At 63.9% G+C, this 25,008-nt stretch carries 23 protein-coding genes; 14 read left to right on the top strand and 9 right to left on the bottom strand.

Annotation, left to right across the window (positions count from 1 at the left end):
* Nucleotides 1–187 precede the first annotated feature (187 nt).
* The 4 genes from AC0L3J_RS32670 (at nucleotide 188) to AC0L3J_RS32655 (ending at nucleotide 4,369) form a co-directional block, all read left to right on the top strand.
* Nucleotides 188–1,399, top strand: a complete 1,212-nt coding sequence (locus AC0L3J_RS32670) for a molybdopterin molybdotransferase MoeA (RefSeq protein ID WP_473349800.1) — start codon at nucleotides 188–190, stop codon at nucleotides 1,397–1,399.
* A 175-nt stretch (nucleotides 1,400–1,574) separates the two neighbouring features.
* The gene (gene lexA, locus AC0L3J_RS32665) at nucleotides 1,575–2,276 is read left to right on the top strand and encodes a transcriptional repressor LexA (protein WP_027567131.1); all 702 of its coding nucleotides are present in this window, start codon (nucleotides 1,575–1,577) and stop codon (nucleotides 2,274–2,276) included.
* Between the two features lie 495 nt (nucleotides 2,277–2,771).
* A complete protein-coding gene (locus AC0L3J_RS32660) occupies nucleotides 2,772–3,206 on the top strand; it encodes a hypothetical protein (protein ID WP_473349799.1) in 435 nt (144 codons plus the stop codon).
* A 221-nt stretch (nucleotides 3,207–3,427) separates the two neighbouring features.
* Nucleotides 3,428–4,369 (top strand): GAF domain-containing protein, encoded by a 942-nt coding sequence (locus AC0L3J_RS32655; protein WP_473349798.1) that lies wholly within the window; start codon nucleotides 3,428–3,430, stop codon nucleotides 4,367–4,369.
* A gap of 9 nt (nucleotides 4,370–4,378) precedes the next feature.
* Here AC0L3J_RS32655 and AC0L3J_RS32650 read toward each other — a convergent pair whose 3' ends face one another.
* From AC0L3J_RS32650 to AC0L3J_RS32635, 4 genes are all read right to left on the bottom strand, one after another.
* Complete coding sequence (locus AC0L3J_RS32650) at nucleotides 4,379–6,658, bottom strand: ComEC/Rec2 family competence protein (protein ID WP_473349797.1); 2,280 nt, start codon at nucleotides 6,656–6,658, stop codon at nucleotides 4,379–4,381.
* A gap of 95 nt (nucleotides 6,659–6,753) precedes the next feature.
* Entirely contained in the window at nucleotides 6,754–6,987 is a 234-nt protein-coding gene (locus AC0L3J_RS32645; protein ID WP_007610829.1) for a DUF2171 domain-containing protein, read from the bottom strand.
* Between the two features lie 84 nt (nucleotides 6,988–7,071).
* On the bottom strand, nucleotides 7,072–7,458 hold the full coding sequence (locus tag AC0L3J_RS32640) for a nuclear transport factor 2 family protein (RefSeq protein ID WP_473349796.1): 387 nt from the start codon (nucleotides 7,456–7,458) through the stop codon (nucleotides 7,072–7,074).
* A 9-nt stretch (nucleotides 7,459–7,467) separates the two neighbouring features.
* Nucleotides 7,468–9,144: a glutamine--tRNA ligase/YqeY domain fusion protein gene (locus AC0L3J_RS32635; RefSeq protein WP_473349795.1), complete on the bottom strand. Its 1,677-nt coding sequence runs from the start codon at nucleotides 9,142–9,144 to the stop codon at nucleotides 7,468–7,470.
* A gap of 156 nt (nucleotides 9,145–9,300) precedes the next feature.
* On the opposite strand from AC0L3J_RS32635, the gene gltX reads away from it, so the two are divergent.
* The 8 genes from gltX (at nucleotide 9,301) to AC0L3J_RS32595 (ending at nucleotide 18,583) form a co-directional block, all read left to right on the top strand.
* A complete protein-coding gene (gene gltX, locus AC0L3J_RS32630; RefSeq protein ID WP_473349794.1) occupies nucleotides 9,301–10,728 on the top strand; it encodes a glutamate--tRNA ligase in 1,428 nt (475 codons plus the stop codon).
* Between the two features lie 195 nt (nucleotides 10,729–10,923).
* Complete coding sequence (gltA, locus tag AC0L3J_RS32625) at nucleotides 10,924–12,228, top strand: citrate synthase (RefSeq protein ID WP_473349793.1); 1,305 nt, start codon at nucleotides 10,924–10,926, stop codon at nucleotides 12,226–12,228.
* A 178-nt stretch (nucleotides 12,229–12,406) separates the two neighbouring features.
* Nucleotides 12,407–13,585 (top strand): ROK family transcriptional regulator, encoded by a 1,179-nt coding sequence (locus tag AC0L3J_RS32620; RefSeq protein ID WP_473349792.1) that lies wholly within the window; start codon nucleotides 12,407–12,409, stop codon nucleotides 13,583–13,585.
* A 57-nt stretch (nucleotides 13,586–13,642) separates the two neighbouring features.
* Nucleotides 13,643–14,929: an ABC transporter substrate-binding protein gene (locus tag AC0L3J_RS32615; protein ID WP_473349791.1), complete on the top strand. Its 1,287-nt coding sequence runs from the start codon at nucleotides 13,643–13,645 to the stop codon at nucleotides 14,927–14,929.
* Nucleotides 14,926–15,849, top strand: a complete 924-nt coding sequence (locus AC0L3J_RS32610) for a carbohydrate ABC transporter permease (RefSeq protein ID WP_473349790.1) — start codon at nucleotides 14,926–14,928, stop codon at nucleotides 15,847–15,849. The genes AC0L3J_RS32615 and AC0L3J_RS32610 overlap by 4 nt, the downstream gene beginning before the upstream one ends.
* Nucleotides 15,842–16,699, top strand: a complete 858-nt coding sequence (locus tag AC0L3J_RS32605) for a carbohydrate ABC transporter permease (RefSeq protein WP_473349789.1) — start codon at nucleotides 15,842–15,844, stop codon at nucleotides 16,697–16,699. The genes AC0L3J_RS32610 and AC0L3J_RS32605 overlap by 8 nt, the downstream gene beginning before the upstream one ends.
* Nucleotides 16,700–16,709: 10 nt before the next feature.
* Nucleotides 16,710–17,819, top strand: coding sequence for an ABC transporter ATP-binding protein (locus AC0L3J_RS32600; RefSeq protein ID WP_473349788.1), 1,110 nt, complete (start codon nucleotides 16,710–16,712; stop codon nucleotides 17,817–17,819).
* On the top strand, nucleotides 17,816–18,583 hold the full coding sequence (locus tag AC0L3J_RS32595) for an SDR family NAD(P)-dependent oxidoreductase (protein WP_473349787.1): 768 nt from the start codon (nucleotides 17,816–17,818) through the stop codon (nucleotides 18,581–18,583). The genes AC0L3J_RS32600 and AC0L3J_RS32595 overlap by 4 nt, the downstream gene beginning before the upstream one ends.
* 134 nt (nucleotides 18,584–18,717) lie before the next feature.
* Here AC0L3J_RS32595 and AC0L3J_RS32590 read toward each other — a convergent pair whose 3' ends face one another.
* Complete coding sequence (locus AC0L3J_RS32590) at nucleotides 18,718–19,413, bottom strand: Clp protease N-terminal domain-containing protein (protein WP_473349786.1); 696 nt, start codon at nucleotides 19,411–19,413, stop codon at nucleotides 18,718–18,720.
* Nucleotides 19,414–19,732: 319 nt separating this feature from the next.
* On the opposite strand from AC0L3J_RS32590, the gene AC0L3J_RS32585 reads away from it, so the two are divergent.
* Nucleotides 19,733–20,479: a P-loop NTPase family protein gene (locus AC0L3J_RS32585; RefSeq protein ID WP_473349785.1), complete on the top strand. Its 747-nt coding sequence runs from the start codon at nucleotides 19,733–19,735 to the stop codon at nucleotides 20,477–20,479.
* Nucleotides 20,480–21,132: 653 nt separating this feature from the next.
* On the opposite strand, the gene lpxB is transcribed toward AC0L3J_RS32585, so the two are convergent.
* Genes lpxB through lpxA form a run of 3 tightly spaced genes read right to left on the bottom strand, consistent with a single transcriptional unit; the run spans nucleotide 21,133 to nucleotide 23,982 of the window.
* On the bottom strand, nucleotides 21,133–22,317 hold the full coding sequence (lpxB, locus tag AC0L3J_RS32580; protein ID WP_473349784.1) for a lipid-A-disaccharide synthase: 1,185 nt from the start codon (nucleotides 22,315–22,317) through the stop codon (nucleotides 21,133–21,135).
* On the bottom strand, nucleotides 22,314–23,171 hold the full coding sequence (locus AC0L3J_RS32575; protein ID WP_247463174.1) for an LpxI family protein: 858 nt from the start codon (nucleotides 23,169–23,171) through the stop codon (nucleotides 22,314–22,316). Before AC0L3J_RS32575 ends, lpxB begins: the two co-directional genes overlap by 4 nt.
* Nucleotides 23,172–23,190: 19 nt before the next feature.
* Nucleotides 23,191–23,982 (bottom strand): acyl-ACP--UDP-N-acetylglucosamine O-acyltransferase, encoded by a 792-nt coding sequence (gene lpxA / locus AC0L3J_RS32570; RefSeq protein WP_473349783.1) that lies wholly within the window; start codon nucleotides 23,980–23,982, stop codon nucleotides 23,191–23,193.
* A 175-nt stretch (nucleotides 23,983–24,157) separates the two neighbouring features.
* Here lpxA and AC0L3J_RS32565 point away from each other — a divergent pair, with 175 nt between their 5' ends.
* Nucleotides 24,158–24,502 (top strand): KTSC domain-containing protein, encoded by a 345-nt coding sequence (locus AC0L3J_RS32565; protein ID WP_473349782.1) that lies wholly within the window; start codon nucleotides 24,158–24,160, stop codon nucleotides 24,500–24,502.
* A 6-nt stretch (nucleotides 24,503–24,508) separates the two neighbouring features.
* Here the strand turns inward: AC0L3J_RS32565 and fabZ are convergent, their stop codons facing one another.
* Nucleotides 24,509–24,925, bottom strand: a complete 417-nt coding sequence (gene fabZ, locus AC0L3J_RS32560) for a 3-hydroxyacyl-ACP dehydratase FabZ (RefSeq protein ID WP_051058562.1) — start codon at nucleotides 24,923–24,925, stop codon at nucleotides 24,509–24,511.
* Nucleotides 24,926–25,008 lie beyond the last annotated feature (83 nt).

Here is a 25,008-nt window from a genome sequence, read left to right as displayed (position 1 = left end):
ATGACCACTCTCCTGCCGATCTGTCGGGTTCTTTGGATCATGCCGCGACGCGCTTGATCCTGCCTTCCGGAACAATGTGAAGCGGCGGGATGACTGCGCCCGCTTAGCCGTTTTTGCCTCTGCGCCCGCGCTCGGCTAGAAGACGTGCGGAACATTCGCCCGAACGTGCCGAGCAGGAGTTTTCGCCGTGGCCTTGATGCCGGTTTCTGACGCGCTTGCCGCGGTGCTGGCGGGTGCAGAGCCGCTGCCGGAAGAAATGATTTCCCTCGACGAGGCCTACCATCGCGTGCTCGCGCGTGACGTCGCGGCGCGGCGCACGCAGCCGCCGCAGGCGATGTCGGCGATGGACGGCTACGCGGTGCGCGCGGCCGATGCCGCGACGATCGATTCGGAACTCACCGTCATCGGCGAAGTCGCGGCAGGCCGACCGTTCGCGGGGACGGTCGGCGCCGGCGAGGCCGTGCGGATCTTCACCGGCGGCGTCGTTCCCTTTGGCGCGGACGCCGTCGTGATCCAGGAGGACACGGTCGCCGCCGGCAAGCGTATCACGATCAAAGAAGCCGCCATCGCCGGACGGCACATCCGCGCCGCCGGCGTCGATTTCCGCGAGGGCGACGTGCTCCTGCGCAAGGGAAGTCGTCTCACCGAGCGCGACCTCGCGCTCGCCGCCGGGATGAACCATCCGCACCTTGCCGTTTTCAGGCGTCCGAGGGTCGCGATTCTCGCCACCGGCGACGAGCTGGTGATGCCGGGCACCACGCCCGGCCACGGCCAGATCGTCTACTCCAACGGCTACGCCCTGCACGCGCTCGCCCGCAGCGAGGGCGCCGAGACCATCGACCTTGGTATTGCCGCCGACACGCTGGAGGCGACCACCGCCGGCATCCGCCGCGCCCGCGAGAGCGGCGCCGACATCCTGATCACGACCGGCGGCGCATCGGTCGGCGACCACGATCTGGTCCAGCAGGCACTGAGGGAGGAAGGCATCGCACTGGCGTTCTGGAAGATCGCGATGCGGCCAGGCAAGCCGATGATGCACGGGCGGCTCGGCGCAATGGGGGTGATCGGCCTGCCGGGCAATCCCGTGTCGTCCTACGTGTGCGCTTTCCTGTTCATGGTGCCGCTGATTCGCGCCCTGTCGGGCCGTTCGGTGATTCACCATCGCCGTGAACGCGCCGTGCTCGGCCGCGAAATCGGCGCCAACGACCAGCGCGAGGACTATCTGCGCGCGCATCTGGAGGAGCGTGACGATGGCACGCGCGTCGTTCTTCCCGTCAATCATCAGGACTCTTCGCTGCTTGCGAATCTCGCTGCAGCACAGGTACTTCTCGTGCGCGCACCGTTCGCGCCGAAGGCCGAGGCCGGCACGGCTTGCGAAGTGTTGCGGCTCCCCGTCTGAGCGTCCCGCAATGCGCGTTCCGCGAACTTTGCTCTGTTCACGGTAAATTAAGCAGTTGCGGAACATGTATCGAACATATAGTGTCCGTTCATGATTTGTTTCGAGTATGTAGCGGCTTATTGCCGAACTCTGCGTCTCGGAATCGGACGACATCAACCGGGGGACTTTGGTCGAGATGTTAACGCGCAAACAATACGAGCTTCTGCGGTTCATCAGTGAACGTCTGAAGGAAAGCGGCGTGCCGCCCTCCTTCGACGAGATGAAGGATGCGCTCGATCTGCGCTCGAAGTCGGGCATCCATCGCCTGATCACGGCGCTCGAGGAGCGTGGCTTCATCCGACGCCTGCCCAACCGCGCCCGTGCGATTGAAGTCATCAAGCTGCCGGAGCTCCAGGCAGCCGCCGGCAGCCGCCGCGGCTTCACGCCGAGCGTCATCGAGGGCAATCTCGGCAAGGTGCGTGCGAGCTCCAGCCTGCCCGCGGACGACGGCGAACGTCCCGTCGCGGTGCCGGTGATGGGCCGCATCGCGGCCGGCACGCCGATCGAGGCGTTGCAGACCCGCAGCCATACGATCAGCGTGCCGCCCGACATGCTCGGCTCGGGCGAGCATTACGCGCTCGAAGTGCGCGGTGATTCCATGGTCGAGGCCGGCATCCTCGACGGCGACATGGCGCTGATCCAGCGCAACGAGAGCGCCGATACAGGCGACATCGTGGTGGCGCTGATCGACGACGAGGAAGCGACGCTGAAGCGCTTCCGCCGCCGCGGCGCCTCGATCGCGCTCGAGCCCGCCAACGCAGCCTATGAGGTCCGCATCCTGCCGCCCAACCGGGTGAAGATTCAAGGCAAGCTGATCGGGCTTTACCGGAAGTACTGATACCGGGAGTCCTTGATACCGGGAGTCCTTAATATCGGGAGTACTTCATACCGGAGGTGCCTGGCGCCTCGCGCGCTTCCTACCGGCATCGCCGGTCAGCGATTGGAGCGGATCATCGTCGTCTCCGGCTGGGTAGTCTTTCTGGTTCTGCACAGACTATCCGGCCCCTCCTTCGGCGCTGGCTCCTCGCGACGCCCACGAAACAGCACCGCTTCAAACGGCACCGCTTCGCGGCTCGAGTGTTCGAGGAAACACCATCCAGCGATCAAGCTCGACCGTTGCAGTTAAGCCGGCGATATTCGCGCACGCGCCTCCCGAATGCATCGCAACTCGCTTTGTTCCTATTGAATTCGGGAAAGATAATGTGATCGCGGCTCCCGGAAACCAGCCGCAGATTTGCCCACAACCAAGCAGAGCGTTCATGCTTCAACTCTGATAGAGGCCTGCGCCTCGATTAAGAGACGCGGGTTGCTATCCCAGCATGAGGAGCACCCGATGTGTGACTACAGCCTGCATGCCGTCGCGTCGCGCCCCGCCGAAGTCGGCGAGACGATCGTCACGACAAGCTTCCGCGGCACCTCGACGCGCGGCTTCGCCTCGGCAGCCGATCCGTCTGTTGCCGTCTGCCTGCTGCCGGGAACGGAGCTCGCCTTCGCCGACGACGTTCGCTACGACAATCGCTGGATCTGGACGCGCACCATCAATTCCCGCGTGGGCAAGTTCGGCAAGATCGACCCGCACGTTCCCGACCGCCATCATGATGCGATCGAATTCCCGGACGGCAAATACGTGCTGGTGACGCAGCTCGTCGAAGGCCAGCGCGCGACCGTTCTGCAACTGCCGGTGACTCAGTCGGTCACCGAGCGCGAGCACAAGGCGCAGATTACCGCCGACCGGCAGCCGACCGTCAGGCACCTGCCGATCGGCTGACACAGCCGCCTCCGGCTACGAGGTCGGGGGTCAGGATTGAATTGCCATCGCCGGCCGTGGCCGGCGAGATGGTACGGCTTGCGTCCGCGAAATCCAATCGGATGGACCAAGCCCGCACCTCTCCGCCGCACGAAGTTTGAGCCGCCCTGCCTGAATTTTGAACGTCCGCTTCGCAGCCAAATGACCGATGCTGTCAGGGCTTGAGACGGCGGACACGCTCGATGAAAACCTTCCTTCGCGTCGTTGAACTCTGGGTGCCCGATCGGACGCGCACGCGGCTGGAGTTTGGTGGCGGTCTCTGTGGCGAAGGGCTGTCCGCGTTCAAGGCCGTCAGCGAAGAGCTGCACTTCGGATATGACGAGGGACTTCCGGGCAAGGCCTGGGCCGTGGGCCACCCCGTGATCCTCACCAAATTCGCCAACTCCTATTTCAAACGGACCGATCAGGCGCTCGCGGCCGGCCTCACCTGCGGCGTCGCGGTGCCGGTGTTTGCGGGTGAATTCCTGCAAGCCGTCATGGTGCTGTTCTGCGGCGAGGACGAAGCGCATGTCGGGGCGATCGAGCTCTGGCACAACGACCCTGATGCCTCCCACGAGATGGGGCTTGTCGACGGCTATTACGGCACCGCCGACATGTTTGAATTCAACTCCCGCCACACCAAATTTCCTCGCGGCTTTGGCCTGCCTGGCCGCACCTGGAAGGCGGGCCTGCCGCTGATCATAAAGGACCTGCACGACGCCAGGAGTTTTCTGCGCTGGGAGGACGCGGCCAAGGTCGGGATCAATTTCGGCGTCGGCGTGCCCTATCGGACGGGCGCGGACCAGACCTGGGTCCTGACATTCCTCTCCGCGCAGGCCACGCCGATTGCGCGACGCTTCGAGATCTGGATCCCGAACGAGACCCGCTCGGCACTGGTGTTCCGCGCCGGCGATTGCAGCGCGCAGACCGACCTTGCCGCGCTCTATGCGGATAAATCCATTGCCAGAGGCGAAGGCAGCATCGGCGGGGCCTGGGCCACCGGCATGCCCGCGCTCAACGCCGATCTAGTGCATGACGGCTCGGTCGCCGGTCTCGAAGCCTGCACATCCGGACTGAGCCGAATGGTGGCCCTGCCGGTCATCGGCAATTCCAGGCTCGACGCCGTACTGGCCTGGTACTTGTAACCGATCCAATCAATCGTCGGCCTGCAAGTCGGTCTCCGCCGGCGTTGCGTCCTTGATGCGGGGCGCGATCGCCTTCGGCGCAAGGCTGCCGTCGAAATCTCCCTCGCCTGCGCCGGCCGGCAACCAGGGGCGGCTCGTGCCTCTCGCCCTCACCGCGTGAACCGCAAAGCCGTCACCACGTTGCGTCAACGCCAGCGCACTCTGGCTGGCGAGCCGTTGCCGATCGACCACCATCGCCGCGCAATCGGGTGGCGCGGGGCGCGTCGTCACCACCAGCGCGGCCCGACTGCAATCGTCCGCGAGAGCGTCGACGCGCAGTGCCAGCGCGACCAACCTTCCGTCGGCCAGTGGCGTCACGCAGCCGGATTCGTCACAGGACACGCCATCGGCCAGAGAGGCTCGGCCCGCATCGCGCGGATCGGCGTCGGCAGCGAGCCATTCCTTGAGCAGAAAGCTGTCCTTGCTCGTCCTGATCAGGTGCAGATATCCGTCCCTGCCCCGCACCGCGACGCTCGCGCCATCCCCGGCAATCAGGATGTCGGGCTGCCGCGCCGACAGTCCCCAGAGGATCGCTGCCAGCAGCACCAGGGCGCCGGACCAGCGTAGCGGCGTGCGCAACAAGCCCAGCAGGATGATTCCCAGGCTCGCCGCGATCAGCGGCGCGATCCCGAACGCCGAGATGCGGCCGACGGCGCCCGGCAATGCCGCGACCCAGCGCGAGACCGCGACCATCCAGTCGATGCCGATCCCCATCAGCCACCAGAACACGCTGTCCAGCCCGAACGGCGCAGCAAGCAGCCCCAACAATCCCGCCGGCATCACCAGCGCCGAGACCACCGGCATCGCGCCCAGATTGGCAAGCACGCCAAACGGCGTGACACGGTGGAAATGGAAAGCGGCGTAGGGCGTGGTCGCAAGTCCCGCAATCAGCGAGGCCATGAACAGCATCGCGATCTCGCGGCCACCCCACATCGCAATGCGCGCGGTCGCCGAATGGTCCGGTGAGGCAAACAAATTGGGCATGCCGATCTGCACCAAGGCGACGAGCCCGAGCGTTGCCGCAAACGACATCTGAAAACTCGGATGCACCAGTGCTTCCGGCGCGACCGCCAGCACGATCAGCGCGGCGACAGCAAGCGTGCGAAAGGTGATGGCGCGGCGATCGACCATCACCGCGATCAGCACCACCGCCGTCATGAAGAACGATCTTTGCGTTGCGACCTCCGCGCCTGACAGCAGCAGGTAGAACGCAGCAGCGACCAGCGCGGCGGCCGCCGACCATTTCTTGATGGCGAAGCCCGCCGCAAGTCCCGGGATCAGAGCGAGCAGCGCGCGCACCGCGAAGAACACGACACCGGCAACGACGGCCATGTGATAACCGGAAATCGAGAGCACGTGGCCGAGACCGGAGATGAACATCGCATCGTTGACGGGCGTGGTGATCGCATCGCGCCGCCCGGTAAGCAGCGCGGTCGCGATCGCCCTGTTGTCGCCGTCGAGCGTCGCCCGGATGCGGGCATCGATCGCATCGCGCAGGCCTTGCATGAAGGCCGCATAACGCAGCCGCAAGCCGGCGGTCTCGGGCGGCGGCGCCACCGTGATTGCGCCCATCGCAAAGCCGGAGGCGCCGATGCCCTGGAAGAACATGTCACGCGAAAAGTCGTAGCTGCCGGGCCGCACCGGCGCGAGCGGCGGCATCAGCCGTGCCTTCAGCTGAACGAAACTACCGACCTCCGGCGCGGTGCCTTTGCGGACCGACAGGCGCACGCGCTCAAGTCTGACGTCGCTGCGTTGCGCCTCCATCGCCGTGACGCGCAGCACGAAACGATCGGTACGCTCGCGGATGTCGCGGGCCTCGACAAAGCCCGACAACGACACCGAATAGAGCGCCTTTGCCAGCACCGGGTGGGCGATGCGCGCCGTCTTCCAGGTCGCGACGGCAAAGCCGGCCGCGACCGCCGCGATCATGATGGCTGGGGCGAACAGCCGGCTCCGCCGCAACAGAGCCGCGCCAAGCAGGAGTGCGATGGCGGTGGTGGCAACGACCCACAGCACCGGCTCGTGATCGGCAGAGAAATAAAGCGCGATGCCGCAGCCAAACGCGACGGGCACCCACGGCAACAGCCGCCCGGCGCCAGCCTCGGCGCGTAGCCATGCGCGGAGGGTCGCGGCCAGCGAGGTCCAGAGGTCGAGGCCTGCAGGCACGAGGCCGCCCGCGAACGCGGTGCGGCCCGCGGGCCACGTCCCTGCGATCCCCTGCGACCGTACCGGCCGGCCCGGCTCCGCCATTTCCTGCACTCGATGATACGCAACGAAGTCAGAAGCTACCGGAACGTGCAGGCGGGCGGATAGCGGTACAGATCAGGAACGAAAGGGCGCGGCCGCTACTTTTCCTCTTCCATCGTCACGGCGACATCGGCCTTGGCCGACAGCCGGACCTTGTTGCCCTCGATATCGGCGACGAGGCCCTTGTCGATGAAGTGGTGATGCCCCTTGTGGCTGCCCTCGCCGCTGTCCTTCTTGGTCAGCTTGATGCGATTGCCTTCGACCTTGTCGACGGTGCCGATGTGGACGCCATCGGCGCCGATGACTTCCATATGCTCTGCGATGTTCTGCATGGTGGGTTCCTTGTTGGGCCCACCCCAACGCACGGGGCGCACGTTCGTTCTCTCACGAGAATGACGAAGTCGTGTGCCCGCTGGTCAGATCAGCGGCGCCTGCGACGAAGCATGATGATTGACGATCTTCCAGTCGCCGTCCTCGCGCATGATGACCCAGCTCATCTTGACCACGAGATCGGGGCGCTCGCCGGCGAGATCGAACGAGATGGTTGAGGCCATATTGATCAGATCAGGACCTGCCTGCGCCGCCTTCACTTCGGAGAACACCGCGCTCGGTTTGCGCCAGCGCGGCAGGCCGTTGAAATAGTCGGCAACGCCATCCCTGCCCCGGTAGAGCTTCGGGTTCGAGCCGAAGAAGAACGCACTCTTCGCATAGAGCGATGACAGCGCGGCCGCATCGAGCGCGGCGAAGCCGGCGCACCATTTCGCGATGATGGCGGAAACGATCGCGTCGGCTTCGTCGTTCATTGTGGTCCCTCAGCCTTTGGCAACTTCCTTCGCGAACGTGTCGCGCAGGCCGATGGTCCTGGAAAATACCGGCTTGCCGGGCGTCGAGTCCTTGTCGCGCACGAAATAGCCCTGGCGCTCGAACTGCATCGGCTCGGTCGAATTGCTTTCCGCGACCGATGCCTCGACGCGGGCATCAGCGAGAATTTCCAGCGACTGCGGATTGAGATCGGCGGCGAAGTTCGAGGCGTCCGGGCTCGGATTGGCAAACAGCTGGTTGTAGACGCGGATTTCCGCGGGCACGGATGTTGCCGCCGACAGCCAGTGCATGGTGGCCTTGACCTTGCGGCCGTCGGGCGCGTTACCGCCCTTGGTCGCGGGATCGTAGGTGCAGCGCAGCTCCACCACTTCGCCGGCATCATTCTTGATCACGCCGGTGCACTTGACGAAATAGGCATAGCGCAACCGCACTTCGTTGCCCGGCGACAGACGGAAGAACTTTTTCGGCGGGTTCTCCATGAAGTCGTCCTGCTCGATATAGAGCTCACGGCCGAACGTGATCTTCCGGGTGCCGGCAGAGGGATCGTCCGGATGGTTGATCGCCTCGAGCTCCTCGGTCTGCCCTTCCGGATAGTTCTCGATCACGACCTTGAGCGGCTTCAGCACCGCCATCCGCCGCTGCGACGTGCGGTTGAGCTCCTCGCGAATGCAGAACTCGAGCATGCCGACGTCGACGACGCTGTTGGCCTTCGCCACGCCGATGCGCTTGACGAATTCGCGAAGGGCGGCCGGCGGCACGCCGCGGCGGCGCATCCCCGCCATGGTCGGCATGCGCGGATCGTCCCAGCCCGCGACATGGCCCTCGCGGACGAGCTGGGTCAGCACGCGCTTGGACAGCAGCGTGTAGGTCAGGTTCAGCCGCGCGAATTCGTACTGGTGCGGCTTCGAGGGCACCGGCAGCTTCTCGATGAACCAGTCATAGAGCGGCCGGTGATCCTCGAACTCCAGCGTGCAGATCGAGTGCGTGATGCCCTCGATCGCGTCCGACTGGCCGTGGGCATAATCGTAGCTCGGATAGATGCTCCACTTGGTCCCGGTGCGCGGATGGTGCGCATGCAGGATGCGGTACAGCACGGGGTCGCGCAGATTGATGTTGCCCGCACCCATGTCGATCTTGGCCCGCAGCACGCGCGCGCCGTTCGGGAATTCGCCCGCCTTCATGCGACGGAACAGGTCGAGGTTTTCATCCACGCTGCGGTCGCGGAACGGCGAGTTCTTGCCGGGCTCGGTCAGCGTGCCGCGCGCAAGACGGATCTCCTCCTGGGTCTGGTCGTCGACATAGGCGAGCCCGTCTCGGATCAGCTGCTCCGCCCATTCATAGAGGCGGTCGAAATAGTCCGAAGCGAAGAACAGGTTCTTGCCCCAGTCGAAGCCGAGCCAGCGCACGTCGGCCTGGATGGAATCGATATATTCCTGCTCTTCCTTGACCGGATTGGTGTCGTCGAAGCGCAGATGGCAGCGGCCCGGAAACTCCTGGGCGATGCCGAAATTGAGCGCGATCGACTTGGCGTGGCCGATATGGAGATAGCCGTTCGGCTCCGGCGGGAACCGGGTCACGATCTCCTTGTATTTGGCCTGGTCGAGGTCGGCCTGGATGATGTCACGAATGAAATCGCGCCCAACCTCGTTCGCCACCGGTTCTGTCATTACGAAAATCCTGTAGGGAAATCAGCGGCCCTTCTGCCAAATTCGGAACGCTGAGCCAAGGGCTTAAGCGATGCCTTAAACCGTCCGCTGCCGGGCTTTAGTTATGCACCGGTCCTGATATATACCACCGCCTCCAATGCATAGGCCTTGCCAAGAATGACCTCTCCCGTCGTCACCCGCTTCGCTCCCTCGCCGACCGGCTTCCTCCATATCGGGGGCGCGCGCACGGCGCTGTTCAACTGGCTCTATGCGAAGAAGCACGGCGGCAAGATGCTGCTCCGGATCGAGGATACCGACCGGGAGCGCTCCACGGAGGCGGCGATCGGCGCCATCCTCGACGGCCTGAAATGGCTGGAGCTCGGCTGGGATGGCGACGTCATCTATCAGTTCAGCCGCGCCGCCCGCCACCGCGAGGTCGCCGAGCAGCTGCTCGCCGAGGGCAAGGCCTATCGCTGCTACGCCACCGCCGAGGAGCTCACCGCGATGCGCGAGAAGGCGCGCGCGGAAGGCCGCACCCGCCTCTATGACGGCCTGTGGCGCGACCGCGATCCGGCGACGGCCCCAACCGACGTGAAGCCCACCATCCGGCTCCGCGCGCCCCAGACAGGCGAGACCGTGATCGAGGATCAGGTCCAGGGCCGCGTGGTCTGGCAGAACGAGAATCTCGACGATCTCGTCCTGCTGCGCGGCGATGGCAACCCGACCTACATGCTCGCGGTGGTGGTCGACGATCACGACATGGGCGTCACCCATGTCATCCGCGGCGACGACCATCTGATCAACGCGGCCCGGCAAAAGCAGATCTACGACGCGATGGGCTGGACGCTGCCGAGCATGTCCCACATCCCCCTGATCCATGGCCCGGACGGCTCAAAACTCTCCAAGAGGCACGGCGCGCTTGGCGTCGATGCCTACCGCGCCATGGGATACCTCCCGGCCGCGCTCCGCAACTATCTCGTCCGGCTCGGCTGGAGCCATGGCGACCAGGAAATCTTCTCGACCGAGGAGATGATCGCGGCGTTCGACCTCGCCAGCGTCGGCCGCGCAGCAGCGCGCTTCGATTTCGCCAAGCTGGAAAACCTCAACGGCCACTACATCCGCAATGCCGACGATCAATCACTCGTGAAGATGTTCGAGGACGTGCTGGACCACGTCGTGCCCAGCCGCGACGAGCTTAAGGCCAAGTTAAACGACACCACGCGCGCGCAGCTGCTGAAGGCCATGCCGGCGCTGAAGGAGCGCGCCAAAACGCTGATCGAGCTGATCGACGGCGCGTATTTCATCTTCGCCGACCGGCCGCTGGAGCTCGATCCGAAGGCGGCAGCGCTGCTGACGCCCGAGAACCGCAAGCTGATCGGCCAGCTTCATTCCGCGCTGGAGAAAGTCGAGACGTGGAGCGCGGCCAATGCGGAAGCCGCGCTGCGCGCCTTTGCCGAGGAAAATAGTCTCAAGCTCGGCGCGGTCGCCCAGCCGCTGCGGGCGGCGCTGACGGGACGGACGACGTCGCCCGGCATATTCGAGGTTTTGGACGTCCTGGGACGCCAGGAAAGCCTGGGCCGGCTTAAAGACCAAGCCACGGAATAGGCCGAGGACCACGCTAAGGACCGGGGCCAAGGACCAGGCTACGACGTAAGTCGACCATGCGCGGCGCCATCTTGCAGCGCACACAGCAATAATATACCCATCTCAGCCGTACCTTCTGGAACATCCGGCCTGCCCTGCGATATCTCATCGGGGCCTCCGGGTCCGGCCCGTTTCACCATACATCGGGGACCTCTGATGGACGCAAAACCAAGCAATAAGACCGCCACACTGACGGTCGGAAATAAGAATTTCGATCTTCCGATCCACAGCGGCAGCATCGGGCCCGACGTCATCGATATCGGCAAGCTCTACGGCCAGTCCGGCCTGTTCACCTACGACCCGGGCTTCACCTCGACCGCGAGCTGCCAGTCCAAGATCACCTATATCGACGGTGACGCGGGCGTGCTGGAATACCGCGGCTATCCGATCGAGCAGCTCGCCGAGAACGGCGACTTCCTCGAGACCTGCTATCTGCTGCTGTTCGGGGAGCTTCCGACCGCCGCGCAGAAGAAGGATTTCGACGACCGCGTGATCCATCACACGATGGTGCACGAGCAGATGGCCCGCTTCTTCCAGGGCTTCCGCCGCGACGCCCATCCGATGGCGATCATGGTGGCGGCTGTCGGCGCGCTCGCCGCATTCTATCACGACTCAACCGACATCAACGATCCGAAGCAGCGCATGATCGCCTCGATGCGCATGATCGCCAAGATCCCGACGCTGGCTGCGATGGCCTACAAGTACACGGTCGGCCAGCCCTTCGTGTATCCGAAGAACTCGCTGAAGTTCGCCGAGAACTTCCTGCACATGTGCTTCGCGGTGCCGTGCGAGGACTACAAGATCAACCCGGTGCTGGCTGACGCGCTGGACAAGATCTTCATCCTGCACGCCGACCACGAGCAGAACGCCTCGACCTCGACCGTGCGTATCGCCGGCTCCTCCGGCGCCAACCCGTTCGCCTGCATCGCCGCCGGCATCGCCTGCCTGTGGGGCCCGGCGCATGGCGGCGCCAACGAAGCAGCGCTGGCGATGCTCGCCGAGATCGGCTCGGTCGACAAGATCCCCGAGTTCATCGCCAAGGTGAAGGACAAGAACTCTGAAGTCCGCCTGATGGGCTTCGGTCACCGCGTCTACAAGAACTACGATCCGCGCGCCAAGATCATGCAGAAGATGTGTCACGCCGTGCTCAAGGAGACCGGCCATGGCGACGATCCGATGCTGAAGGTGGCGCTCGAGCTCGAGAAGATCGCGCTCAGCGACCAGTACTTCATCGACCGCAAGCTCTACCCGAACGTCGATTTCTATTCGGGCATCACGCTGAAGGCGATGGGCTTCCCGGTCTCGATGTTCACCGTGCTGTTCGCGGTCGCCCGCACCGTCGGCTGGATCAGCCAGTGGAGCGAGATGATCGAGGATCCGCAGCAGAAGATCGGCCGTCCCCGCCAGCTCTACACCGGCGTCACCAAGCGCGACTACGTCGCGATCAACAACCGCAAGTAAGGTCGACCCCATCACGGCTTTCGAAACGGCGCCATCTCCGGATGGCGCCGTTTTTGTTTTGCGCCGACACAATCTTGCTGCCGCGCACAACAACAAGTCGGCGCGATGGGTCGTCCGACGCTTGACGGCGAAACGCTTCGCGCGCAAATTCTTACTCTAAGTAAGAATGACGACAGGGATGGAAATGCCGGAGCAGCCGAGAAGTCGGCGGCAGACGCGTGCTGCCATTTTGACTCATCTGCTTCAGTCAGGCGGGTCGTTTCGCCCGCCGCTGGCCAAGGCCGTGCGCCTGTCGGAAGCGAGCCTGTCGCGCATCCTGTTCGACCTGAAGGCCGAAGGCCTGATCGAGGAAGTGCGGCGCCCTGCCCCTTACGTCGGTGGCCCGACGGGCCTCGTGTCGCTCGATGGCGAGGTGGCGCTCGCGGCCTTCGAGCTGACCACCCAGCGGCTCAGCGTCGGCGTCGGGGGCATGTCGGGCGAACTGCACCATACCGGGCATGTGCCGCTGCCGAAGACGCCGACCGCAGCGACCGTCGGCCGGGCGTTTCGCGAGGCAATGACATTGCTGCACGACTGGACGCGGCGCCGACGCATCCCCCTCGCGCAGATCGGCGTCTCCATTCCGGGTCTCGGCCGGCTGGGCGCGTCAGGGAATCCGATCATTCCCTGCGACATCGGGCGTATCAGTGAGATGTTCGGCGAGAACTTTGCCGGCGTGCCGGTCGAGTTCACCAATTCGGTCGTCGCGCACGCCATCTTTCATCGCTGCCGCACGGAGAACTATCCGTTCAGCGGCGCGCATCTCTTCGTCTTCGTCGGTCAGGGCGTCGCGGGCACCTGGATGGATAATCCGATCGAGGACGATGCCCTCCAGCCGGTCGAGCTCGGCCACATGGTGTTCGGAGGCGACGGACCAATTTGCCGCTGCGGTCATCATGGTTGCGTCGAGGCCTATACGTCGCTTCCCGCCCTGGCCGAGCTTCTTGGCGTCGCCGAAGCCGAGTTGCTTGAACTCGGCAGCGAATGGGTCACCGCAATGCCGCTCTCGTCGCGCGTGCGGCAGGAATTGCGCCGGCGGCTATTCCGGCTTGGTCTTGCGATCGGCAACACGCTGAACGTGAAGCCTTGCAAGGGCGTCGCGATCAGCGGCTGGCCGTCGCTTCTCGCCGAGGACGATCGCAGCGCGCTCGTCGAGGGGATCGACGCCTGCCTGTTGGGCGGCCGCAAGCACGCGCAAGTGTCGCTCGCTTTCGTGCCGCCATCGAATGGCAACGATCCGCGGGCGGCGCTGGCATTTGCGGCTTTCTGCCTCGCTTGCCGCGGCGGCATGCCGGCCGCATCGAGCGAGGCCGCCTGAGATATCTGATGCCGCGCGGCGCTCGCGCGAAAGAGTTCACACCGGGAGGAACTTGCCATGCCGATCACGACAACAAGGCGCCAACTGCTCGCCGGATCTGCGGCCGCGCTCGCGCTGCCGGCATTTGCCCGCGCGCAAAGCGCGATCAAGCCGCGTCTGACTGCGATCTCGCAATGGTCCGCCGGCAGCGATGGTGCCGCCATCACGGCGCTCGGCAAGAAATTCGAGGAGAAAGGCGGGATTTGGCAGCACTCGCCCGTCCCCGGCTTCACCACCGAGATGATGAACAAGCTGCGTGCCCAGATCATGGCCGGCGATCCACCGGCCTGCTCGCAGCTCAAAGGTCCCGAGATCGCGGCCTGGTCCAAGATTGCCCCAACCGTCGATCTCGACGCCGTCGTCGCTGCCGCCGGATACGAAAAGGTTGTCGCTCCAGACCTTGCAAAATTGCACAAGCCGGGGGGCAAGTGGATTGCACTGCCGTTGCAGATCTACAGCACCAACATGCTGTTTCTCTCCAAACGCGCGATGGACAAGGCCAAGGCCGACAAGATCCCCGTCACATGGGCTGAGTTCAACGACCTCGCCGAGAAGATGAAAGCAGGCGGCGTCCCCTATCCCATCGCCAACGGTGGCACCCGCGCGGACGACGGCCAAAAATTCGAGGCCGCTTTGGCAGGCATCAGTCCCACCGCATACCGCGCAGCCATTATGAACCTCGACAAGAAGGCCCTGGAAGGCCCCGAGATAAAGGCGTCCTTCGTCCAGGTGCGCAAGATTGCCGACTGGATGGACCCCAATGTCGGCGCCCAGCACTTTTCGACCAACCTGAAGCGCTTCGTCGACGGCGACATGGGCATGATGATCATGGGCGGGTGGGCGCAGGGCGTCTTGCGCAACGCCGGTTTCAAGTTCGAGGACTTCATCATCGCCCCGGGCCCGAGCGACAATAGCAAGCCGGTCTTCCTGTTGAATGCCGATGCCTTCATATTCTGGCAGCGCAAGGAGCCCGATTTGCAAGCCGGCCAGACGCTGATGGCCCAGCTCGTCATGGATCCGGCGATCCAGACCATGTATTCGCAGATCACGGGATCGATCCCCGTACGCACCGATGTCGATCTGTCGGGCGAAGGCTGGTCGGACGGTCAACGGCGGACCGCAGCAGCCCTGAAAGACGCGATCGCCAGTAATCAGGCCGTTCTCAGTCTTGCGCACAACATGGCACAGGAAAACGGCATGACCGCAGCGATCATCGACGTGATCACGGAGTACGTGAAGAACAAGACGATCAAGCCGGAGCAAGCGGCCGTACGCCTCGCCGACGCCGTCGAGAGCTCACGTTGACGATCGCCGTCTCGACAACACCGGGCCGGCCGGCGGCCCCTGACTGGGTACGCCGGCTGCCCGAATATTTGATGATCTGGGTGCCGCTGCTGTTGTCCGCCGCGCATCTCATTGCGTTTACGCTGTGGACGATCTGGATATCGTTCACGCCGTCCACTCTGGTCCCGGTCTCGGGCTGGGTCGGTTTGCGCAACTATTCTTCGGTCGCAGCATCGCGGAACTGGCAGATTGCCTTGGACAATCTGCTGCTGTTTGGCTGCGCCTTCGTGTTGCTGAGTTTAGCGGCCGGCCTCATCCTTGCTATCCTGCTCGATCAGCGCATTCGCGGCGAGAACCTGCTGCGGTCTATCTTCCTCTATCCTCTGGCGGTGTCATTCGTGGTCACCGGCACTGTCTGGAGCTGGCTGCTCAATCCTGGCCTCGGGATCCAGAAGCTGGTCCGCGATCTCGGCTGGACCTCGTTCCGGTTCGACTGGCTGATCGACCGCGACATGGCCATTTGGACCATTGTCATCGCTGCGATCTGGCAGTCCTCCGGTTTCGCCATGGCGCTGTTCCTCGCCGGCCTCCGCTCCGTCGACGCCGACCTGATCAAGGCCGCGCAGATCGACGGCGCCGGACCGATCCGAATGTACCGGCGGGTCATCCTGCCGACCCTTTGGCCGATCACCATCACCGTCATCGTCATCCAGCTGCAGTTCGCGATTTCGACCTTCGACCTCGTCCGCGCGCTCACCAATGGTGGGCCCGGGATCGCCACCCAGCTGCCTGCCCTCGTCGTCTATGATTTGATGTTCCAGCGCAGCCTGCTCGGACGGGGAGCAGCGGCGGCGGTGCTCATGTTGCTCATTCTTCTCGCGGTTCTGCTGCCCTATGCAGCGTGGCGTTATGTCCAGCGGCGGCGGGCGATCCATGCGTGAGCGAACATTCACGCCAAGCCGAATCCTGATCTATCTCGTCGTCTCGCTGATCGCTGCAGCCTGGCTCGCGCCATTGGCTGTTGTCGTGCTGAACTCGCTGCGCACCAACGAGGAGATCGCGCAGGCCTCGATGATCGGCTGGCCGAAGCAATGGGCATGGAGCAACTACGCCGCGGCCTGGAGCGGTTTCTGCGTCGCCGAGACCTGCGCCGGCATCCGGCCGTACATGGTGAACTCCGCGCTGGTCACGATCCCCGCGACGATTTTCTCGACCCTGCTCGGTGCTGTCGCCGGCTACGCTGTGTCGCTCTGGCGTTTTCGCGGCGATAGCTGGATCTACGGCATCGTGACCCTTGGCCTCTTCCTTCCCCAACAGATGCGCTTGCTTCCCTGGACCATCGTGTTGCGCGATACGGGCCTGATGAACACGCTGACAGGCTTGGTCGTGATCCACACGATCCAGGGGCTCTCCTTTACCGTCTTGTTCTGCCGAAACTACTACACTGCCATCCCGCAGGATTTGATAAGAGCTGCGCGCATCGATGGCGCAGGGTTCTTTCGTATTTTCTGGCGCATCATCCTGCCGCTCTCGCCGCCTATTCTGGTCGTCACCGTGATCTGGCAGTTCACGCATATCTGGAACGAGTTTCTCTATGGCGTGACATTCACGACCGGTCAGCAGCAGCCGGTCACCGCCGCGCTGATCGCGCTATCCGCCGCAGTCGCCGACATCCCGCAGCATGGCGTGCAAAGCGCGGCGGTGATGATCGCCGCCCTGCCGACCCTGCTGATCTATCTGATCGGCGGCAAGTATTTCGTACGCGGCCTCACCGCCGGAGCCGTGAAATGATCGGATCGTCATGGCAGCACTAAGCATTCGCTCCCTGTCCAAGCGCTACGCCAATCTGGAGGTGCTGAAGGGCATCGATCTCGACATCGAGAGCGGTGAATTCACCGTGCTCGTCGGCCCATCCGGCTGTGGCAAGTCCACGCTGCTCAACATCATCGCCGGGCTCGACCTTCCGAGCGCCGGCACCGTGGAAATCGGCGGACGTGTCGTCAACGACATTCCGCCGAAGGACCGCGACATTGCCATGGTGTTCCAGTCCTACGCGCTCTATCCGTCGATGACGGTGCGCCAGAACATCACCTTCGGCATGGAATGCCGCCACGTACCGAAGGCGGAGCAGGAGAAGGCGCTGGCGAATGTGGCCAGGCTGCTCCAGATCGAGCCGCTGCTCGGTCGCAAGCCGTCGCAGCTCTCCGGCGGCCAGCGCCAGCGCGTGGCGATGGGCCGGGCGCTGGTGCGCGATCCCCTGCTCTTCCTGTTCGACGAGCCGCTGTCCAATCTCGACGCCAAGCTGCGCGTCGAGATGCGGATGGAGATCAAGCGTTTGCACCAGCGCATCGGCGCCACAATCGTCTATGTCACCCATGACCAGATCGAGGCGATGACGATGGCGACGCGCATCGCCGTGATGCATCGCGGCGTGGTGCAGCAGTTTGCCGATCCTGACACCGTGTATCGCTATCCCGCCAATCTGTTCGTGGCCCGTTTCATGGGCTCGCCGCCGATGAACACGATGCCGGCACGGCTCGAGGCCGATGCCGGCGGCCCGGTGGTCGTGATCGGCGCGGGGCGGCCGGACGAGGTCCGCCTCCGCCTTGGCCAATACGACGCGGCGGCCCCTTTCGTCGGCCGTGACGTGGTGGTCGGGATCAGGCCGGAATGCATCGCCGAGGGCAGCCGCGTGTTTTCCGCCGATCCGCCCGTCGTCGTCAACGCGCCGGTGGAGATGGTCGAGCCGACGGGGGCCGAAACGATCGTGCTGCTGCGGCTTGGCGGCGAAGCTGCGCTGGCGCGCATCACGCCGGACATCCGCCCCACACCGGGCGCCGCCGCCCCGTTCGCGCTCGACACGCGCCGCATCTGCCTGTTCGACCCCGAGACGGAGCGACTGATCGCATGACAGCAACGAGCTATGCCGGTCTTAGGGACCGCGTGGTGTTGATCACCGGTGGCGCCAGCGGCATCGGTGCGGCCTTCGTGCGAGCGTTCGCAGCCCAGGGGGCGCGCGTCGCGTTCCTGGATCTCGATGAAGCAGCCGGCCGGGCGCTGGTCGCGGACGTGAAGGCTGGGGCTGGAACCGAACCCTTATTCGTGCCGTGCGACCTGCTCGACATCGACGCCTTGCGCGCCGCCATGGCGCAGGTTCACGGAACGCTTGGCGATGCCGCGGTTCTCGTCAACAACGCCGCCAATGACCAGCGTCAGGTGCTGGGCGAGGTGACCCCGGCCGAGTTCGACTGGATGATCGGCGTCAACCTCAAGCACGTCTTCTTTGCCGCGCAAGCGGTGGTGCCGCAGATGCAGGCGCGCGGCGGCGGTTCGATCATCAACATGTCATCGATTGCCTGGATGCGCGGCGCGCCGGGGCTGCCGGTCTACGCCGCGGCGAAGGCCGCGATCGTCGGCTTCACCAACTCCCTGGCCCGGTCGCTCGGGCCCGACCGCATCCGCGTCAACGCGATCGCGCCGGGGATGGTGATCACGGAGCGTCAGCGCCGGCTGTGGTATCCAGACGACCAGGCGATCGCCGAGCTGCGCACGCGTCAGGCCATTCCCGACGCGGTGACGCCTGACGACATCGCCAACATGGCGCTGTTCCTCGCCTCCGATGAGAGCCAGCGCATCACGCGCCAGTGCTTTCAGGTCGACGCTGGTCTCGGCTAGAGCGTGTACTCACACACCCGAGTGCCTCGCAGAGGTCCGCTCCGTATCCGCTAGCAGTCGGGTTGGCGTACCTGACCTTGGGTCCGAATTGGGCCAGTTGCGGAAGCCCCAAATTGGGCGCGGCACCGCACCGATCAGGGCGCGGCGGTGCCACTTCGTTTAATGATGCCGCGCTCAACGAAGTTCGCCGCATCCTGAGCAGTCATGTTCTGACCATAGAGCCGTCGCACTGCCGGGCTTAGCCGCTCGGCAAAGATAACGACCATCATGTTATCACCGGTAACCTCCTGCTGGCCCATTTGCTCCGCGTGCGAGATAGCGCGCTGCATTACACGCTGAAACGCCGCCGTCGGGCGGGATTCGCCGGGGAGCGTGCCGGTTTCGACCACGATGGCTATCAACTCATTGTCAATGTAGTCAGTCAGACTTCTCTGGAGCGCCGCAGGATCGACATCGCACGCTTGCATCACCTTCGAAGCATTCGCGTCATTTGTCAGCGCGAGCAGCAGGTGTTCTAGCGTCGTATACTGGTGTTTTCGCGCATCGGCATAGCCGAGGGCGCGCTGCAGAGTGATTTCAAGTTCAGTAGAAAACCGAGGTGCCCGAGGCCTAATCCCCGCATCGACTGTGGTTGATGGCGTCGCATCCTTCATGCGCGGCGCGGTAACCTCGCCGCGAATTGCAGCCGCAAGTGTGTTCCAATCGGCAACGCCAAACGCCTTGGCAATCAGCTCAAGGCTTTGGCTATTGGTAATCTTCGCACCGTGGTCAGCGAGAAAGGCCCGAGCCGTTTGCGCCATGGCTTTGGCGTGGCGATAATCGCGCATCATCTTTCATCCTTTGCTTTGAACGAAACCAAAGTGCCAGGAGCTTGCGTTGCTGACCCGTTCGTTCGGGCAAAGGTCTATGAAAGACTTATGATACGTTTACCATCCCCACTGGGGCGCAAGCAGCAGGTCGTATCTACCTGAAGACAAAATGATCCAGACGAGAAACGCTGTCAACTGCCATGACCCGATAGGTCATGTCCGGGTTGGGTCAAAATGCGAAGAACTCAACGAGAGAAAATCCGGTCCGCCATGCCTCACTGAGCGGACCTCACCCGGTGCGCTGCTACTTCGCCAATGGGCCATAAGCAGAAAGATTTTAATGGAAGTGGCGCATGAGACTGGGCATCATTGGCTTTGCATGACCCGGCTCTTTTGCAACATATGGTCCAGAATTGTGATCGTCGAAGGGATCATGGGGTCCGGCAAGTCGACGACCGTGCTGCGACTTGCTGATCGCTTGAGGGCTTCCGGTGTGTCCGCCCTCGGCATTACCGAGGGCACCAGGCCACATCCGATCCGCTTTGATTGGGACGCGCCATGGGAGGACATGCCAGCAACGCATCTGGCGAAGTCAGCCGCTGCGCGTTGGAGTGCCTACGCCAATTCTGCCGCGATGTCGGAGAGCATCACGGTTGTCGACGGACAGCTTTTCCACGGGAATTTAACGTCGCTGTTTCTACTTGATGCCGACATCGCCCTGATCCGCGGCTACCTTCGTGATGTGATAGCCACTATCAAGCCGCTACGTCCTTTGCTGATCTACTTTCACCAAGACGACGTTGATCGAGCGATCAGAACGGTTTCCGCAGAGCGAGGCGATTCATGGGTGACATATCAGGTCAATTGGAAGCTGACGTCGCCGTACGCCGTTAGGCATGGCTTCGCCGGTCTGGGGGGCCTCATAGAGCTCTATCGTGATTACCGCTGGCTTACCGACCGGCTCTACGCGGAGCTCGATATCCCGAAGATCAGCATCGAGAACTCCCGAAAGGAATGGACGAAGTATGAAGAGACGATAGATTCCGTCTTGGTGAGCCAGGCCGGCGACGGAGGCAGCAATTCTTGATCGCTTTGTGACTGAGCTAGAGAAGATGCTTGCGTGCTGAGTCAGTGGCGACGGTCTGCGCTGGTCTGCTCCGGGTCATAAGCGGCCTTTCGGCACCCGGCTGCTTACTTCCGCTTGAGCACCGGGAGCGCGGTCACCCGCGCCGGCACGGAGGTCTGAGATGGGCCAATAGGCGACATGGCCGGCTTGTTTGATATAAAAGGGTAACCAACTGAGGCTGTCTGAACCGTGGTTTCAATATGCACACGATTGGCATCGCAATTTGGATAGCTTGCGCCGTCGCGTTTGCGTATGGCGGGTACCACTACTGGGCTTTCCTCCAAAAGCTTGAGCAGGCCCAGATGGACGGAAGAATTCCGGTCAGTCTACAGGCGCCGCGCATGGATATTGTTTGGATGATTGCTAGCCCCGGCGTGGTGCCCGATGGGGCTGCCCACCGACGACGGGCAATGTATGGATTGGGGGCTTTTGTCGGCTTGTGGTTCGTATTCGCGCTCATGCCAATTTTGATACGCGCGTGAAAAAGTTACCTGTGACGCCGGCAGTCCCTGCTACTTGCCCCACGTCCGCATTGGGTCACAAACCGCCGATCACGCCCAAGGTTGGGAGACTTCCGCTTTGCGCTGGCAAGCCGACGTTTGGGAGTACACGTCCTAGCTAGCCCGCCTGCCCTTGCGCATCGTCGCCAGCACGATGTCGGCTGCGAGTACGCTCGGCGACTTGTTGCCGGTCGACATGATCGTATCGAGCTGGGCGAACGCTTCCACCTGCTGCCGGCGCAGCGGAGAATCGGTCAGAAGCTGCGAGAGCGCGGGCGCCAGCTTCTCCGGCGTGCAGTCTTCCTGCAGGAACTCCGGGATGACATCCTTGCCGATCACGAGATTGGCGAGGATCACCGAGGAGACGCGGATCGCGCGGCGCAGGATGAAGGCTTCGATCGCGCCGACGCGATAGGCGGTCACCATCGGAATGCCCGACAGCGCGAGTTCCAGGGTCACCGTGCCGGATTTTGCAAGTGCCGCGCGCGCGATGCGGAAGGCGGCGCGCTTCTCGTTCTCGCCGACCACGATCTGAGGCTTGACCGGCCAGTTCGCGATGCCTTCGCGAATGGTGGCCTCGAGATGCGGCATGGTCGGCAGCATCAGTTCGAATGCGCGGCCGTCCGTCTGCAATCGGCCGAGCGTCGCGCCGAACACGTCGAGATGGTGCCTGATCTCGCTGCGGCGACTGCCGGGCAACACCAGCAAAACCGGCGGCCCGCCGTCGCGGCGCGCTTGCTCCTCGGTGTTCGGCCGCAGCGAGGGCAATTGCTCGATCAGGGGATGGCCGACATAGCTGCATGGCGGCCCGCCGAGCTTGCGATATTCCTCCGGCTCGAACGGCAACAGGCCGAGCACATGGTCGACATAGCCGAGCATGGTCCGCGCCCGTCCCGGCCGCCAGGCCCAGAGCTGCGGCGAGACGTAGTCGACGATCGGGATCGCCGGATTGTGCCGCCGCACGCGGCGGGCGACACGGTGGGTGAAGTCGGGACTGTCGATGATGACGAGCGCGTCCGGCGCGGCTTCGGTCACGGCCTCCGCGGTCTCGCGGATCAGCCGCAGGATCTTCGGCAATTGCTGCACGACCGCGGCAAAGCCGACGATCGAGAGCTGCTCGATCGGAAACAGCGTCTCGAGCCCCTGGCGCGCCATGGTGTGGCCGCCGACGCCCACGAACTGCACGCCGTCGCCGAGGCGCTGGCGCAGCACCTTCATCAAGGCGCTGCCGAGCCGGTCGCCGGATTCCTCCGTGGCGATCAGGAAGATCTTGCGCTTGGGATCGCGACCTTGCATCACGCCGGCAGGCCGATGACGAAGAGATATTTGGCGTCGGCGAGCGCGATCATCGCCTGCGGCTCGGCGGCGATGGTGTTGCCGGCAACGACGGCGATCCCGGCCAGCCCTGCCGCGGCGACACCCTCGAGGGTGCGCGGGCCGATCGTAGGCAGGTCGAAGCGCAAATCCTGCCCGCTCTTTGGGACCTTCACCAGCACGCCCCGCCCGGAGGCGGCGCGGATGCGGCCCTCTTCGCGCAGCCGTGCCACGCGCGCGAGTAGCGCATCGGTGCCCTCGATATCCTCGACCGCCACCACATGACCGTCGATCACGACCGCGGCCTGGCCGATGTCGAACGGACCGAGCGCGGTCAGCACCGCGCGTCCGCGCTCGATGTCGGTCTTGCCGGTGTCGCTCGGCCAGGCGCGGCTGATGCAGCCCTCGGGCATCAAGAGGTCCGGCGCGACATCCTTGATGCCGACCATGCGAAAGCCGCCCTGCTCGAGAATGCGCCCGACGCCGGACAACAAATGATCGTCGCCGCCGCGGAAGGCCCGGATGACATTGCCAAGCAGCCGGAGCGTCGTGAAGTCGACCCGGACCTCCGAGAGCGAAGGCCGCACCAGCGTGCCGATGAAGATCAGGTCGCGGCAGCCCTCCTCGCGAAACAGCCGCATGGCACGGCCGAGCTGGCCGACCGAGATCCAGCGATGACGGAATTTTTCCACCCGTGCCGGATCGCAGGCCCCCCGAAGGGGAAACAGCACCGGTGTGATGCCGCGGGCAGCGAGCGAGTCGGCAACCGCGAACGGCATCGCGCCGCCGCCCGCGACCACGCCGACCGGCGATGAAATCTCCGAAGCGGCCGATGTCATGCCCGGGGCCATCGCATCATCACTTCGCGATGGCGGGAAGACAGAGCGGGCGCTTGCCCTTGCCGATGAAGTCGAGGATTTCGCCGATGGCCGGATCGTCACCGGCGAGCGGCCGCGCCGCCTCCAGGCGTTCGGCAAAGGTAGCGGGGCCATGGAAGAGCTTCTGGTAGAACGCGCGTACGGTCGCAAGCCGCTGCTTGGTGAACTTGCGCCGCTTCATGCCGATCAGGTTGAGGCCTTCGAGCACGGCATACTGACCGTTGACGAGGCCGAACGGAATGACATCGTCGCGCACGCCGCATACCCCGCCGACCATAACCTGCGGGCCGATGCGGGTGAACTGGTGCACCGCGGACAGACCGCCGATGAAGACGAAATCGCCGATCTCGCAGTGACCGCCGAGCGTGGCCGACGTCGCGAAAATCACGTCGTTGCCGACATGGCAGTCATGGCCGACATGGCTGCAATTCATGAAATAGTTGCGGTCGCCGACCTCGGTGATGCCGCCGCCTGCGACCGTACCGGCGTTCATGGTCACGGACTCGCGGATCGTGCAGCCCGAACCGATCTTGAGCTTCGTCAATTCGCCACGATAGCTGAGCGATTGCGGCGGCGTGCCGAGCGAGGCGAACGGATAGATGGTGCAATCGTCACCGATCGTGGTCTGCGCGGTGATATGCACATGTCCGATCAGCTTGCAGTTGCTGCCGATCACGACATGCGGGCCGATGATGCAGAAGGGGCCGATCTCGGTGCCCTCGCCGATCACGGCGCCGTCCGCGATCCGTGCGGTGGGATCAATCTTACTCATCAAGCAATCTGACTCATCAAGAAGGTCTGATTAGGTGTTGAAGTCGCTCGGTTTTCCGCTGGTTAGCGCGACTATGCCCGATCTGTCCAGTGACGTATGATCTCTCCGTGTTTCAAGTGCCGAACGAGGTAGCCTTCCCGGCGCGTCAACAAGTTCACGCGGAGCTTTAGGTATCGTGGTCAGGGCCCTGGCACTTCTCCTCGCACAGCTCGCCGCCGCGCCGATCGTATCCGAGACGATCGAGACCGGCGAACACCGCCTCGTCGATCTCAAGACATTCGAATGCCGCGACATCACCCGCAGCACGGTGCTCCAGCGGGTCTGTTACGACCGGGCGCAGCAGGCCCTCGTCGTGGCAGTGGACGGCGTTTATGACCGCTATTGCGGCGTGCCAATCGACACGGTCGAGCGCCTGCTGGGCGCACCGTCCATGGGCCAGTTCTTCAAGCAGAACATCAAGCGCGAGGTCAGCGGCAGCCGGTACGCGTGTCCTGCACGCGAGCGCATCCAGAGAAGTTGATCCCGCTCAGTCGGTCAGCATGGCGCCGACATCGGCCTCCGCAACCACCTGGCCGTTGACCTTGGCGTCGCCGTGAAACCACCACATGGCCTTGCGGCGGCCGATCGAGCGCATGTGGTATTCGATGGTATCGCCGGGCAGCACCGGCTTGCGGAACTTGCACTTGTCGATGGTCAGGAAATACACAGCCCGGGGCTTATCGGTGCCCTCGACCGATTTGATGCCGATCACACCCGCGGTCTGCGCCATCGCTTCGATCATCATGACGCCGGGATAGACCGGGCGATCGGGAAAGTGGCCCTGGAACGGCGGCTCGTTGAAGGTGACGTTCTTGATGCCGATGCCGCTGTAATCGGTGCGGATGTTGATCACGCGATCGATCAGCAGCATCGGAAAGCGGTGCGGGAGCGTTTGCAGGATCATGTTGATGTCCACAAGCTCGAACCTGACCGGTGCTTCGTCCGTCACTCCCGTTCCTCCTGCTTCGGATCGGCCTTGCTGTCGCG

The sequence above is a fragment of the Bradyrhizobium sp. Kon37 genome (assembly GCF_055807535.1).
The sequence above is the reverse complement of the archived record's forward strand: the minus strand, read 5'-3'. Positions and strand labels throughout refer to the sequence as shown.